At 54.5% G+C, this 13,712-nt stretch carries 12 protein-coding genes and 1 riboswitch; of the genes, 4 read left to right on the forward strand and 8 right to left on the reverse strand.

The window, feature by feature from the left end; genetic code table 11:
* Nucleotides 1-76: 76 nt before the first annotated feature.
* The gene (locus ACXUPB_RS18955; protein WP_008959277.1) at nucleotides 77-370 is read right to left on the reverse strand and encodes a hypothetical protein; all 294 of its coding nucleotides are present in this window, start codon (nucleotides 368-370) and stop codon (nucleotides 77-79) included.
* A gap of 187 nt (nucleotides 371-557) precedes the next feature.
* Here ACXUPB_RS18955 and ACXUPB_RS18960 point away from each other — a divergent pair, with 187 nt between their 5' ends.
* Together ACXUPB_RS18960 and ACXUPB_RS18965 are read left to right on the forward strand one after the other, a co-directional pair.
* Complete coding sequence (locus ACXUPB_RS18960; RefSeq protein ID WP_472954026.1) at nucleotides 558-2,228, forward strand: isovaleryl-CoA dehydrogenase; 1,671 nt, start codon at nucleotides 558-560, stop codon at nucleotides 2,226-2,228.
* Between the two features lie 104 nt (nucleotides 2,229-2,332).
* Nucleotides 2,333-2,434, forward strand: a riboswitch (glycine riboswitch).
* A 161-nt stretch (nucleotides 2,435-2,595) separates the two neighbouring features.
* Nucleotides 2,596-3,861, forward strand: coding sequence for a D-amino acid dehydrogenase (locus ACXUPB_RS18965; protein WP_472954028.1), 1,266 nt, complete (start codon nucleotides 2,596-2,598; stop codon nucleotides 3,859-3,861).
* Nucleotides 3,862-3,902: 41 nt separating this feature from the next.
* On the opposite strand, the gene ACXUPB_RS18970 is transcribed toward ACXUPB_RS18965, so the two are convergent.
* From ACXUPB_RS18970 to ACXUPB_RS18985, 4 genes are all read right to left on the reverse strand, one after another.
* Entirely contained in the window at nucleotides 3,903-4,670 is a 768-nt protein-coding gene (locus ACXUPB_RS18970) for an amino acid ABC transporter ATP-binding protein (RefSeq protein WP_035560796.1), read from the reverse strand.
* Complete coding sequence (locus tag ACXUPB_RS18975; RefSeq protein ID WP_472954030.1) at nucleotides 4,663-5,328, reverse strand: amino acid ABC transporter permease; 666 nt, start codon at nucleotides 5,326-5,328, stop codon at nucleotides 4,663-4,665. Before ACXUPB_RS18975 ends, ACXUPB_RS18970 begins: the two co-directional genes overlap by 8 nt.
* 22 nt (nucleotides 5,329-5,350) lie before the next feature.
* The gene (locus ACXUPB_RS18980) at nucleotides 5,351-5,992 is read right to left on the reverse strand and encodes an amino acid ABC transporter permease (protein ID WP_179915523.1); all 642 of its coding nucleotides are present in this window, start codon (nucleotides 5,990-5,992) and stop codon (nucleotides 5,351-5,353) included.
* Between the two features lie 65 nt (nucleotides 5,993-6,057).
* On the reverse strand, nucleotides 6,058-6,915 hold the full coding sequence (locus ACXUPB_RS18985) for a transporter substrate-binding domain-containing protein (RefSeq protein ID WP_335596120.1): 858 nt from the start codon (nucleotides 6,913-6,915) through the stop codon (nucleotides 6,058-6,060).
* 196 nt (nucleotides 6,916-7,111) lie between these two features.
* Here ACXUPB_RS18985 and pdxR point away from each other — a divergent pair, with 196 nt between their 5' ends.
* Complete coding sequence (gene pdxR, locus ACXUPB_RS18990) at nucleotides 7,112-8,599, forward strand: MocR-like pyridoxine biosynthesis transcription factor PdxR (RefSeq protein ID WP_335596121.1); 1,488 nt, start codon at nucleotides 7,112-7,114, stop codon at nucleotides 8,597-8,599.
* 8 nt (nucleotides 8,600-8,607) lie between these two features.
* Here pdxR and ACXUPB_RS18995 read toward each other — a convergent pair whose 3' ends face one another.
* Nucleotides 8,608-9,957, reverse strand: a complete 1,350-nt coding sequence (locus ACXUPB_RS18995) for an aminotransferase class III-fold pyridoxal phosphate-dependent enzyme (RefSeq protein ID WP_472954032.1) — start codon at nucleotides 9,955-9,957, stop codon at nucleotides 8,608-8,610.
* Nucleotides 9,958-10,225: 268 nt separating this feature from the next.
* On the opposite strand from ACXUPB_RS18995, the gene ACXUPB_RS19000 reads away from it, so the two are divergent.
* Nucleotides 10,226-10,987: an SDR family NAD(P)-dependent oxidoreductase gene (locus ACXUPB_RS19000; RefSeq protein WP_472954034.1), complete on the forward strand. Its 762-nt coding sequence runs from the start codon at nucleotides 10,226-10,228 to the stop codon at nucleotides 10,985-10,987.
* A gap of 298 nt (nucleotides 10,988-11,285) precedes the next feature.
* Here ACXUPB_RS19000 and ACXUPB_RS19005 read toward each other — a convergent pair whose 3' ends face one another.
* Together ACXUPB_RS19005 and ACXUPB_RS19010 are read right to left on the reverse strand one after the other, a co-directional pair.
* The gene (locus ACXUPB_RS19005) at nucleotides 11,286-12,164 is read right to left on the reverse strand and encodes an NAD(P)-dependent oxidoreductase (protein ID WP_472954035.1); all 879 of its coding nucleotides are present in this window, start codon (nucleotides 12,162-12,164) and stop codon (nucleotides 11,286-11,288) included.
* Between the two features lie 44 nt (nucleotides 12,165-12,208).
* On the reverse strand, nucleotides 12,209-13,669 hold the full coding sequence (locus tag ACXUPB_RS19010) for an aldehyde dehydrogenase family protein (protein WP_472954036.1): 1,461 nt from the start codon (nucleotides 13,667-13,669) through the stop codon (nucleotides 12,209-12,211).
* Between the last annotated feature and the right edge of the window lie 43 nt (nucleotides 13,670-13,712).

Raw genomic sequence — 13,712 nt, forward strand, 5'->3', positions numbered from 1 at the left:
AAATAAGCAAATGACAATCCGTCATATCCTTGATGAAACTGGCTCAAGGGCGCTACTTCAAGGGTAAGGCAACGCTTTACATCATCAGCCAAGAAAGAATAAACAGCCCCAATAAGGTACGAAATATCCCCCCTATCAGCGATCCGCGCAGAAATGCACGGACACCGCCAAACAGAATCAATAGGCCAACGACCAGCACGGCAATGCTAAAAAAAGAATCGTTGATTCCCAGGGAACGGGTTAAGCCATCGATAAAATCGCCAAAGGCACCAAAGAAATTGGTAAATATGCCCAATAAGAACTCAACCACCACGCGGATTGCCTCGCCGATGGTCTCGCCTATTTCGTCAAAAAAGCCGTTTGCTTGCATTGATAGTACCCAAGGCTGAAAAGGATAAGCTTGGCATTGTCGGTTAAATACGCTGGCTGAGCAAAGCAGAACAAATCCCGCTTCTTTTTACGCTAAATTTTTAGCGCCCTCCTCGCCAAGCAACTACTATAAAAGAGATAAAACGATCGTTTAAATAAATATAATTATCTGACACTAGGTTCTCACCATGACGCACCATTATCCACTTGCCGACAAACTCCAGGCCAATACCCATCAGGTGGAAAACCAGCCACCAACGCTTGCAAACTACAACAGCTACACCGCTGACCGCGCACTTCAAGAGGGCGTTAAACGCGAAGGTGGTACTAACGATAGCGCTCTCAAGACGTTTGGGCAGTGGGCGGGCTCCGCCGAGGCCATTGCCCTGGGCTTTGACGCCAATCGTTACGCACCTCAGTTGGTCACCCATGACCGGCAAGGGCATCGAGTTGATCTGATCGAGTTCCACCCTGCCTACCATCAGCTGATGCAAACGGCGGTAGAGCACGGCTTGCATGCCAGCCCCTGGCGAAACCCTCAGCCCGGTGCGCATGTTAATCGGGCCGCCAACTACTTTTTACAGGCCCAGGTAGAAGCGGGCCATGGTTGCCCCATCACCATGACGTTTGCTGCCCTACCAGCTTTGCGCCACCAGCCCAGCTTGCTTGAGAGCTGGGGCGATAAAATTACCGCCCCGCATTATGACCCGCGCAACGTGCCTTATTTTGAGAAACAGGGCGTCACTCTCGGCATGGCAATGACCGAAAAGCAGGGCGGCTCCGATGTGCGCCTGAACACCACTCGCGCCTACCCGATTGGCCAAAGCGGGCCGGGTGAAGCTTTTGAGCTGGTGGGGCATAAGTGGTTTGTCTCGGCACCGATGTGCGACGCCTTCCTGGTGCTCGCCCAGGCGCCCGGCGGTTTGAGCTGCTTTCTGCTGCCGCGCTGGCGGCCCGACGGCAGCAAGAACCCGCTGCATATTCAGCAATTGAAGCGCAAAATGGGCAACGTGGCGAACGCCTCCAGCGAGACGGAACTGCGCGGTGCCTTTGCCTGGATGGTGGGCGATGAAGGTCGTGGCGTGCGCACGATCATTGAGATGGTCGCCATGACCCGCTACGACTGCATGATTGGCTCAGCTGCAGGAATGCGTCAAGCCACCGCCCAGGCGATTCACCACGCCTCTCATCGACACGCCTTTGGGGCACGCCTAAGCGAGCAGCCGCTGATGCAAAATGTGCTCGCGGATTTGGCCATTGAGAGCGAGGCCGCCACCACCCTGATGCTGCGCATGGCCCGGGCTATGGATCATCAGGACAACGAGCATGAGCGTTTGCTTTCGCGCATCGCCACCCCCGTCGGCAAGTACTGGATCTGCAAGCGCACGCCCCACCACGCTTACGAGGCAATGGAGGTGATTGGCGGTAGCGGCGTAATGGAGACCCACATAACGGCGCGCCTGTTTCGCGAGTCGCCCATCAACGCCATCTGGGAAGGCAGTGGAAATGTGCAGTGTCTGGATATCCTGCGCGCGATTGAAAAACAGCCCGAGGTGCTCGACGCCTACTTCGCCGAGCTTTCCAAAGCGCAAGGTGCCAATGGGCATCTTGACCGCTTTATCCACCAATTACAGCGGCAGATGCAGGATACCCAAGCGCTCCAGTACCGCGCTCGCCAGTTGGCGGACGGCATGGCCCTGGCGTTACTGGGCGCGCTGCTGGTACAGCACGCTCCCGCTTATGTGGCCGATGCGTTCTGCGCTGGACGGCTTGCTGACCGCAGCAGCCTCAATACCGGTACCTTACCCACCGGGCTGAATTGCGCGGCAATCATCGAGCGTGCCCAGCCCGTGGAATAAACGTTCACGACCTTCGTCGACTTCCATGCTAAAACTAGTCGCGTTAAAACTGATCTTGTTAAAACCATTTGCATGAAAATTATTTGCATTAGAATAAAAGCAGCAAAGTAATAGCGGGAGAGCTTGGTGCATCAAACTATGATGACGCCAGCGCCGAAGGAGCAACAGCCCCGGAAACTCTCAGGCAACCGGACCGCTATTACCCTCACTTTCCGAAGAGCGGCTGATGACTGCGTCACTCAGCCCACCGAAGGAGCAAGCGAGCCCAACGGGTACGTGAATCTCTCAGGTTCCATGACGGAAGGGGTACGCCAACAGCTACGCCGTTAGGTGGTATTCCCGACGCTCATACAATCTGGAGAGACTCATGCAACGCATTGCCGTTATCGGTGGCGGTATCACCGGCATTACCAGCGCCTACGCCCTGGCCAAACGTGGCTATCAGGTCACCGTGTTTGAAAAGCATCGTTACGCTGCCATGGAGACCTCGTTCGCCAACGGTGGTCAGCTCTCGGCTTCGAATGCCGAAGTGTGGAACCACTGGCCCACCGTGATCAAGGGCATGCGCTGGATGCTCAAAAACGATGCCCCGCTGCTGGTCAACCCTCGCCCCAGCTGGCACAAACTCAGCTGGTTTGGCGAGTTTATCGCCTCGATCCCCCGCTACGCTGCCAACACTACCGAAACCGCCCGCCTGGCCATTGCCGCCCGAGAGCACCTGTTTCAGTGGGCAAAAGACGAGCAGATCGATTTTGACCTCAAGCAGAAAGGGATTTTGCATATTTACCGCGATAAAGCGGGCTACGACCACGCCGCTAAGGTATCGCAACTGCTCAGCAAAGGCGGCCTGGAGCGTCGCGCGGTAACCCCTGACGAGATGCGCACCATCGAGCCGACGCTGGCGGGTAACTACTACGGTGGCTTCTTCACCGAAAGCGATGCCACGGGTGATATTCATAAGTTTACCCACGGCCTGGCGCAAGCCGCCGAGCGCCGCGGCGTAACGCTTAAATATGGCCACAGCGTGCAGGATCTCGGCGCGGACGAACAGCACGCATGGATCACCGCCACCATTGAAGGCGAGGCTGACGGTGAACCGGTGCGTGAAACATTCGATAGCGTGGTGGTCTGCGCCGGGGTAGGCAGCCGTGCTCTGGCTGCCAAGCTGGGAGACCGGGTCAATATCTACCCGGTCAAAGGTTACTCCATTACCGTGCAGCTCGATGACGCCGCCTCTCAACAGGCCGCCCCCAACGTGAGCCTACTCGATGATGAAACCAAACTGGTGACCAGCCGCCTGGGCGACGACCGCTTTCGCATCGCGGGTACCGCCGAATTTAACGGCTTCAATCGCGACATTCGCGACAACCGCATCCGCCCACTGATCCGCTGGGTCGAAGAGTGCTTCCCCGGCGTCAGTACCCGCCGCGTAGTGCCCTGGGCAGGCCTGCGCCCAATGCTTCCCAACATGCTGCCCAAAGTCGGTCGCGGAAAATTACCCACGGTGTTCTACAACACTGGTCACGGTCACCTGGGCTGGACGCTCTCCGCGATTACCGCGGATATGCTGGCAGATGCTGTACAAGCGGAGGAAGAAGCGTCCGCGTCGGCAAGTACAACGCGGTCAGTGTGATGTACTCACGTTATTAAGGAGGGAAACTTCTTCCTTAATAATTAAGCCACGGGTACTTCAAGCTCCAAGAAGCGCCGTACTCGCTCTGTTTTAGGATTGACGAAAAACTCGCTAGGGTGGGATTTTTCGATAATGATACCTTTATCGAGAAAGACCACCTGATCGGAGACTGCCCGGGCGAACTCCATTTCGTGGGTCACCAGCACCATGGTGTAGCCCTCTTTTGAAAGGTCTTTAATGACGCCTAGCACTTCGCCCACTAACTCTGGGTCAAGCGCTGAAGTGGGCTCATCAAATAACATCACTTTAGGCTGCATGGCGAGCGCTCTGGCAATTGCAACTCGCTGTTTTTGCCCACCTGAAAGCGTATACGGGTAGTCGTTTCGCTTATCGACCATGCCCACCTTTTCAAGCAGCGCCATGGCCCGTTCCTCGGCTTCGGCTTTGCTTACGCCCTGAACATGAATGGGTGCCTCGGTGACATTGCGCAGTACGCTTAAATGAGGCCAGAGGTTAAAGCCCTGGAAAACCATCCCTAGGCGCGCACGCATACCCGCCAGTTCCCGGCGCGACATAGGCTTACCGCTGTCGCTGACACCAATGCGGTCGCCGTCGATACGGATATCACCATGGTCAGGCCGCTCCAGCCAGTTGATACAGCGTAGTAAGGTAGATTTACCCGAGCCGGATGAGCCCAAAATGCTCACCACCTCTCCAGTCTGCACTTCCAGCGAAACGTCCCGCAACACCTCGGTGCCATCAAAACTTTTAGATAGTTTGCGAATACTAACGGCGGCGGTCTCAGGCATTTTCGAATCCTCGCTTGGCGCCAAAACGGCCAATCATTTTGATAAGTAGCTCTAAACCAATGCTGATCAACCAGTAGAAGCCGATCACCACGATGAAGGCCTCCATGGGAATGAAGTAGGTGCTCGACAGGCTGCTCGCCGCCGCAGTGAGTTCGCGTACGGTGATAATCACCAAAAAGGCGGTGTCTTTGAGCAAGATAATCAGTTGATTACCCAACAAGCCTCGTGTCTTCAATATCAGCTGCGGCAAAATAATACGCATAAACATCTTGGGCTGAGAAAACCCCTGCGCAATGGCAGCCTCCACCTGTCCTTGTGCGAAAGTAGCGCGGCAGCCACGCAGTATTTCTGCGAAGTAAGCGCCATGATAGATCACCAGAGCGATAATCCCCGCCGTCCAGGCGCTCATGCGGATGCCTGCGCTGGGCAGGCCGTAATAGAGTAAATAGGCCAGAATCAGAAACGGCAGCATGCGCATGGCGTCAATAAAGATGCGCAGCGGTATTTTTAAACGCGGGCGCGAACCCTCTAACAAAAATACGATCCCGCTACCCAAGATAAACGCCAGCACTGCAGATAAACCAAACAGTTTTAAGGTGTTATAAAAACCGTTTAAAAACACATCGTACGATGACCAAAGAATATCCCAATTGCTCATAATGGCTCCCTAAATGACCACGTCAGACGGCCAGTCGGCTGGCTTTGCGCTCAGCCACGCGCTGCAGCCATACCAGCAGGCTGATGATCAGCATATACAGGGCCGCTGCGGCTAAAATAGGCGGTAAAGGGTCGTAGGTAACCGCTGAAATGCGATTGGTCACCCGCGTCAGGTCGACCACACCGATCACCGCAATGGCGGGGCTGCCTTTGATCAAAAACGACATCTCGTTGACTAAACCCGGTAGGCTGGTAATGGTAATTTGCGGCAGCATGATGCGGCGAAAGTAGACCCATGGGGTCATGCCAATCGCCAGCGCCGCTTCGCGCTGCTCTTTGGAGAAGTTATTAAATGCTGAGCGCCAAATTTCGGCGTTAAACGCAGTGGTATTAAGGGTTAGCGCAATAATGCCCGCCACATTGCGATTAAGGTTAACGCCCATGGTCGGTGCGGTTAAAAAGATGAACAGCACCAGCGTGACCAACGGTGTTGCCCTCGCCAGGCTAATGTAGACGCCTAGCAGCTGGTGCAGAACAGGGATTTTAGCCACTCTTAGCAAGGCGATCAGCAACCCCATTACTACACCGATGGCAATGGATATGCCCGAGATCCAAAGCGTTGTCCAGGCACCCTGGACAAGGAGCCCCCATGCGCTACTGTCCATACTCACCCCCTAATTCGCGATAAGAAAACTGCCGCCCAGGCTGGGCGGCAGGCGAAGGTGATGGCTTACATACCAGCCATTTCGTGGAACTCTTCCACTGAGGTGATGGGGGTTGTCGGTAGGTCGTCAAAGGACTCGCCAAACCACTCTTCCTGTAGTTCGGCCAGGCGGCCAGAGTCACGCAGATGGCTCATAAAATCGGTGATATAGGCCAGCAGTTCTGGGCTGTCCTTGGGCATTGGCCACGCCACATAGCCAGGGCCGGAAACGGCTTGGCCCGCCTCAAACACGTCGGGGCGCTCACGAATCAAGTCATTCACCGGGACGATGGAGTTGATCACATAATCGACACGACCATTGGCGAGATCCGCATAGATTTCGGGGTAGGCTTCATACTGCATAACATCCCCCAATTCACCACCGCTCTCCTCGAGCATGACTTCCAGCTCAGGCAAACGCGAAAGCAGGGCGCTGCCCGCTTGGACGCCCAGAGTCATACCGCTTAAATCTTCGACGCTGTTGATTCGGTCATCGCCCGCTCGTTTGATGTAAAAGTGCTGGGCAGAGGCGAACGGCGGTGCGTAGTTAAATACCCGTAGGCGCTCATCAGTCACCGAAGCGCCGGTAAGCGCCATGTCGTACTGGCCCGATGAAACCGACGCCAAGAGCCCAGTCCACGGCAAAATATCCTGGCGGATCTCGAAGTCAGCGTACTCCTCCAGTTCAATCAAGATATCTTTGATAAAACCATCTGGGTCGCTACCGCTCATAAAGTTAAACGGCGCGTAATTATCTTCGGTGGCCACGCTCATGTAGCCACGGCTCTCGATTTCTTCTAAGTCCGCGGCCATCGCGGTTAATGACATGCCTAAAGCAAGGACACCAACGCTAATGGCAGAGGTTAAAACTGCTACTTTTTTCATCACCTTATTCCCCTAGAGTGGACAATCATCGCTAACCCAACGGTTGCAAGTTGAAAGTGACTTCACCCTAGTTTTTTATCCTCCTCTCGATTAGAGCCAGTTGGCGTAAAGTAAAAGGACAGTTGTCCATCATCAAACTGGCACGGAAGATGCTTAGGTTAAATAGATAAGAGGGTTATTTGAGAGGGAGGGGTGCATGACAACACTGTGTCTTGAGGTCGATCCTAATGCTTCCACCTGCCTGCAAGAACAGCTGCGCGAAACGCTGCTGGAAGCCATTCGCCTAGGCAGCTTACCCTTTGACGATGCGCTCCCCTCCTGCCGTAAGCTCTCCCAGCAGCTGGGTATTTCACGCAATACGGTATCTATTGTTTACGAAAAACTCGTCGAAGATGGGTACCTAATTAGCCGACCTCGTAGCGGTTACTATTTACACCCTGATTATCACGATCCGCACTTGGCACTAAATTCACCTTTAACCCTATTAGCAGAGAACAGTACAGACGCTACAACTGCACCAAACTGGCACAAACGCATTGCTCAGCGCCCGACTAACTATCAAGGCATTCTTAAACCAGGCAATTGGTCAGAGTATGCGTACCCTTTTATTTATGGCCAGTTAGATACGCGACTCTTTCCATTAGCCCAATGGCGCGATGTTTCTCGGCGCTTGTTAAGTTCACAGCGTGATAAACCGTGGTTGCGGGATCGTATCGATCAGGATGATCCGCTGCTGATTGAGCAACTGCGTAAACGCATTTTACCGCGCCGGGGTATTTTCGCTCGGCCTGAAGAGATCCTCATCACCATGGGGACTCAAAATGCGCTCTACTTGATAGCGCAACTGCTCTGCCATCGGGGCACCCGTGTGGCGCTGGAAACCCCCGGTTACCGCGAGGCAATGAACGTATTTGCCCAGCGCGGTGCCAGCCTGCAGTTTCAAACCGTGGATGCAGAAGGCATGAAGCTGGAAGGCACCCAGCAGAGTGATTATCTGTATGTTATGCCCAGCCATCAGGTGCCGACGGGCATTACCATGAGCCGCACACGGCGGGATGCTCTATTGGCTCAACTCCCTCACCGTGACCAGATCGTCATCGAGGATGATTATGACGCTGAAATTCACGGTGATCAGTTCGCACTACCGGCGCTGAAAGCCAGTGCGCAGAGCGCGCGAATTATCTATATGGGCAGCTTATCTAAAGCGCTCTCGCCAGGGCTGCGTATGGGCTACGTGGTGGCGGATGCTGAATTGATCGATGAGCTACGGGCACTGCGACGCATGATGTACCGCCATCCGCCTGCGGCCTTGCAGCACCAGTTGGCGCAGTTTATTTCCCAAGGCTATTACGAGCGCTACCTCAAACTGCATGTCGAAGAGATTGATCGACGACGCGACGCCATGCGATTGGCCATTGATCACTCAATACCCGGCTGCCTCAGCCACAGCAGTAGTCGTTCCAGCGCCTTTTGGATGGAGGCCGATCCTGGCATCGATACCCAGCGCCTTGCGTGGCACGCTGCCCAGCGTGGCGTGCTGATTGAACCGGGCTTTCAGCACTTTTTCGATGCCGCTCCCCCGCGCCACTTTTTCCGTTTGGGATTCGGCGCTATTGAAATGCAGCGTATCGACCCAGGCATACAGCGCCTGGGCCTTGCCTACGATAACGCTTTAGCTACATAGCCAATATGTCACTCCCGTGATGCGGCGTAGCTTTCAAACACGCGCTCTAGAATTGCCAAGCCCTCCTCCACTTCCTCCGTGGTCACAATGCACGGTGGCACCACATGAATACGATTTTCGACAGTAAATACCAGCAGTCCCTGCTTCATCAGTAGCTGCTTGAGTTTCAGTACTTCTGTGCCGGGTAGCGGCGTTTTACGCACCGGGTCGCTGACTAATTCCAAAGCATGGAATACGCCCACACCCCTCCAATCACCTATGATAGCGTGGCGCTCGGCAAGCTTTTTCAGCCCTTCAGCTAGCGGCCCATTTCCGATTTTATCGGCATTCTCTACGATGCCCTCTGCTTCCATAGCGTCAAGCGTGGCAACAATGGCCGCCATCGCCAGCGGGTGGCCGGAATAGGTCAGGCCGCCGACAAAAAAGTGGTCATCGAAATAGCGTGAGATAGGCTCTGAAATAATCACCCCACCGGCAGGTACGTAGCCTGAGTTAACCCCCTTGGCAAAAACGATCAGGTCCGGTGCCATATCGTAATGTTCAAAGGCAAACCAGCGCCCCGTGCGACCAAAGCCGGCCATCACTTCGTCAAGAATCAGCACGATGCCAAACTCGTCGGCGAGTTGCCTAACGCCACGCAGATACGCTTTAGGAGGTAATAGCACACCTGCCGTACCGGGAATGGTTTCCAGCAGAATGGCCGCAACGGCATTGGCGCCTTCGCACTCAATGACTCGACGCAGATGGGTTAACGCCCGCTCACACTCTTCATCCTCGTCCCGCGCCCAAAACTCGCTGCGATACAGGTAGGGATTAAAGAAGTGCACGTGCCCACTGGCATACTCGTTGGGCACCCGCCGCCAATCGCCGGTGGCCGCAATCGCTGAACCGGTATTGCCGTGATAGGAGCGGTAGGCAGACAGTATTTTGGTGCGCCCGGTATAAAGCCGCGCCATGCGAATGGCATTTTCATTGGCATCAGCGCCCGCATTGGTAAAAAATACTTTACTAAAACCGGCCGGCGCTTTGGCGATAATACGCTTGGCCGCCTCACCGCGGGCCAAATTAGCATGGGCTGGGGCTATGGTGCATAGGCTGGCGGCTTGCGCTTGGATCGCGCTCACGACACTGGGGTGTTGATGGCCGATATTGGTATTGACTAACTGGCTACTAAAATCCAAATACTCACGCCCCGCGTAATCCCATACACGGCATCCTTGCGCGCCCGCGATGACCATGGGGTCTAAACTGCCTTGCTGAGCCCATGAGTGGAACACATACTGACGGTCCAGGCCGTGCACATAGCGATTATCTACACTGTGAGTAGTGGAATCAGAAACGGCAACATTGGCATTCATAACAAGCACCCTGTTTAATCCATAAGGAGATAGCGTGCTTGCCAGCCTAGTGAGTCCGATCCATTAAGCTGTAGGGCCAATCGTTACGAGCAAGAGGGACAGACGCACCAGAGAGTGCCAATGTCACACTATCGAGTGCTAACTGGCTCTAACCGTTTTTTCCTACGCTGCTTAAAGTAACGAAATGCACCGTCTATCATCGAAGATAGCTTAATAACTAAAAACGAATATTTATCTACACATTGTTAACTACAAAGGAGATACCCCAATGCCCAGCGTACTGATCACGGGAGCCACGTCAGGATTTGGTAAAGCCGCAGCGCAACGCTTTGCCAAAGCGGGTTGGTCATTAATTTTAACCGGCCGTCGCGAAGAACGCTTGAAGGCGCTGAAGGATGAGCTTTCAGAGCAAGTAGACGTTTTAACGATAGCCCTAGATGTTCGCGACAGTGAAGCGGTGACTCAGGCCATCAGCAACCTGCCGGAAAAATTTCTACCGCTGACCTGCTTGATTAACAATGCGGGCTTGGCGCTAGCGCCGGAACCAGCGCAAAAAGTAGCACTGCAGGATTGGCATACGATGATCGATACCAACATCACCGGGTTGGTCAATGTAACCCACGCAGCAATGCCGCTACTGCTTAAAACCGGCGAAGGGGCGAGTATTCTCAATCTTGGCTCAGTGGCGGGACAGTGGCCTTATCCGGGTGGCCATGTGTACGGCGCATCGAAAGCCTTTGTTCAGCAGTTCAGCTACAACCTGCGCTGCGACCTGCTAGGCACGGGCGTCCGCGTGACCGACCTTGCTCCCGGTATGGCGGAAACGGAGTTCACCCTAGTCAGAACCAAAGGCAATCAGGAGGCTTCGGACGCGCTTTACAGGGGAACGTCACCTCTGCAAGCAGAAGATATTGCCGAGCAGCTTTTCTACCTAGCGACACTGCCCGCCCATATCAATATTAATCGTTTGGAAATCATGCCAGTGCGGCAAGCGTGGTCCGCGTTTGCCATTGACCGCGACCCAACCTAAGCCTGTTTCGCTGAAGACAACAAGCCGCCTGTTGATACCCGATCACGCCCTTTATTTTTAGCAAGATAAAGGGCGTGTCTGCACATTTCAGACCGTTGGCTTATCTAAGCGTGCTGCACATTTTCTATCATGTGATGTTACCTCACAACCAACAAGGCTACTTAAATAGTCATTTAATTTAAGAATTGATTACAAAAAGAGTGCTATAACCACCTTGAAAAACAAACTATCAATGCTGACAGCATTTCTTTGAACTCAATTTTCAGTAGCTATTACATCCTGGCAACCTACACCAATTTCACTGTTTTCGGCTCTCTAGTACGCCAATCACTTCAGGCACCGCCAGCGAACTGTCGTCGATTGATGTATAAAGTGCATGAACGGCTCCGGCAACTCCACGCTCTACTCCCAGCTCATTGGTCATGGTGTGGTAGTAACCGAGATCCTTGCTGGCATTGGCCACTGTAAATTTGAACCCCGAAGGATCTTTTTCAGCAATATAAGGACGCAAGCGCTCAAGCACCACGCCGCCACCGCCACCTGCGCCCAATACTTCCAGCAGTGCTGTATCGCTAATCCCTGCTTTACGAGAAGCCGCAGTGGCCTCGGCCAATACTGCCGAAAACCCGAGTGACACGAAGTTATGCAACAATTTAAGGGTATGCCCCGCGCCTACATCGCCCGCATGGGCAATATTTTCGGCAAACCCCTTCAACAGAGGCAACGTTTCATCGAACAGTGCCTGCGGCGCTCCGACAATCAAGTTAAGACGCCCTTCTGCCGCTTCTTTAGGTGTGCGCGTCATGGCGGCATCCATAAAGCGGCCACCCGCGTCAGTCACTCTGGCAGCCACTTTTTCGGTTGAACTGGGCAAGGCGGTAGAACAATCCACCACGACACAACCTGGCTTTAACCCATCCAAAACACCGTTGGGCTCGAACAACACCGCTTCTACTTGAGGCGACCCCGTGACGCATAAAATCACCACGTCAGCGCTTTTTGCCACTTCGCTACCGGTACTCAGCGCGGTAGCGCCGGCAGCAAGAAGGTCTTCCACCGGTTGGTTACCTGGGTGTTCAAGAAAACTGACCTGATGGCCAGCGCGTAGCAGACTGCTGGCGATCCCATGCCCCATCAAACCCACCCCGACGATGCCTACTTGGCGAACTGTTGTCATTGTAATAACTCCCTTGTTGTAAATAGCTCCGTTCTTGAAAATAGCTAGTCATGCTTAATAGCAATGGTTTTGATACGTGTGTAGCTTCGCAACCCTTCAAAGCCTTTTTCCCGGCCGTGCCCTGAACGCCCAACGCCACCAAAAGGTAGTTCAACACCACCGGCGGCGCCGTAGTTATTGATAAACACCTGACCACTGCGAATACCTTTCGCCAAGCGTAGCTGACGTCCGCCGTCACGCGTCCAGATACCGGCACACAGGCCAAACTCAGTGGCATTAGCGAGTGCAAGCGCTTCGGCTTCATCCTCAAACACCTGCACCACCAGCACCGGGCCAAATAGCTCTTCGCACAGGACTTCATGGCCCTCAGGGATATCGGTCAGCAGTTGAGGCAGTACGAAATGTCCACCAGCCGGTGCGCTCGACGCTAGCTCGCCTATGGCCGCAACGCGAATGCCATCAGCTTTAGCCGCCGACAAACGTTCTTCCAGTTTGGCTTTTTGGCGCGCATTGATCAGCGGCCCACAGTCGGCATCAGCTTCGCCTACATCGCAGCGCAAAGCAGCAAAGCGCTCACACAAATTGGCCACCACACTATCGGCGATTTCACGCTGCACCAGCAGACGGCTACCCGCCGAACAGGTCTGCCCGGCGTTCTGAACAATACCGCGCACCACTGCCGGAAGCGCTGCATCAAGATCCGCATCGGCAAACACAAGTTGAGGTGACTTCCCACCTAGCTCCAACGTGACCGGCACATGGTGCTGGGCAGCCGCTTGGGCGACATGGGTACCGGTCTCCGGTGAGCCGGTGAAGGAGAGATGATCAATTTGGGGATGGGCGGCGAGCGCTGCGCCTGCTTCATAACCAAGCCCGGGTACAACGTTGAGTGCTCCCGCCGGAAGCCCATGGCTCACCGCCAGTTCTGCCAAGCGCAGCACGCTCAAACAGGCATCTTCGGCGGGCTTAAGTACCACGCAGTTACCTGCAGCCAGCGCGGCAGCCACGCAGCGTCCGAATATCTGAGAGGGATAATTCCAGGGAATAATTTGCGCACATACGCCGTAAGGCTCGCGCAGGGTCACGACGGCGAAGTCGTTTTCAAAGGGAATGGTTTCACCGTGAAGTTTGTCCGCCGCACCGCCATAAAAGCGGAAGTAGCGTGCACAGGCAGATATATCCCCTTTGGCTTGCGTCATCGGCTTACCGGTATCGGCACACTCGAGCTGTGCTAGCTGTTCATGATGCGCCTCGATCACATCGGCAAAACGCAGCAGCCACTCACTGCGCTGCCGGGCTGACCAGCGAGCCCATTCGCCTAACTGGCCGGAAAAGGCCTGACGCGCTGCCTGAACGGCGGCATCGACCTCTTCCACCTGGCTACGCGCAATACGCGCTAAAGGCTCACCCGTGGCAGGAGCTTCTACCTGTAGCATAGCGGTTGTTGTTACCCACTCTCCACCAATCAGCGCCTGCTGTGGCGGCAAGGTCATTGAATGCGACATTGAATACTCCTTTTATTGTCGTTGTTTTGCTCACTTTACATAA

It is taken from the genome of Vreelandella sp. DA03-1M, from assembly GCF_055725665.1.

Coding starts and splice junctions, on each gene's coding strand:
- pdxR (WP_335596121.1), top strand. CDS start 7,112: ATGACAACACTGTGTCTTGAGGTCGATCCTAATGCTTCCACCTGCCTG.
- ACXUPB_RS18975 (WP_472954030.1), bottom strand. CDS start 5,328: ATGAGCAATTGGGATATTCTTTGGTCATCGTACGATGTGTTTTTAAAC.
- ACXUPB_RS18980 (WP_179915523.1), bottom strand. CDS start 5,992: ATGGACAGTAGCGCATGGGGGCTCCTTGTCCAGGGTGCCTGGACAACG.
- ACXUPB_RS19005 (WP_472954035.1), bottom strand. CDS start 12,164: ATGACAACAGTTCGCCAAGTAGGCATCGTCGGGGTGGGTTTGATGGGG.
- ACXUPB_RS19010 (WP_472954036.1), bottom strand. CDS start 13,669: ATGTCGCATTCAATGACCTTGCCGCCACAGCAGGCGCTGATTGGTGGA.
- ACXUPB_RS18965 (WP_472954028.1), top strand. CDS start 2,596: ATGCAACGCATTGCCGTTATCGGTGGCGGTATCACCGGCATTACCAGC.
- ACXUPB_RS18985 (WP_335596120.1), bottom strand. CDS start 6,915: ATGAAAAAAGTAGCAGTTTTAACCTCTGCCATTAGCGTTGGTGTCCTT.
- ACXUPB_RS18960 (WP_472954026.1), top strand. CDS start 558: ATGACGCACCATTATCCACTTGCCGACAAACTCCAGGCCAATACCCAT.
- ACXUPB_RS18970 (WP_035560796.1), bottom strand. CDS start 4,670: ATGCCTGAGACCGCCGCCGTTAGTATTCGCAAACTATCTAAAAGTTTT.
- ACXUPB_RS18955 (WP_008959277.1), bottom strand. CDS start 370: ATGCAAGCAAACGGCTTTTTTGACGAAATAGGCGAGACCATCGGCGAG.
- ACXUPB_RS19000 (WP_472954034.1), top strand. CDS start 10,226: ATGCCCAGCGTACTGATCACGGGAGCCACGTCAGGATTTGGTAAAGCC.
- ACXUPB_RS18995 (WP_472954032.1), bottom strand. CDS start 9,957: ATGAATGCCAATGTTGCCGTTTCTGATTCCACTACTCACAGTGTAGAT.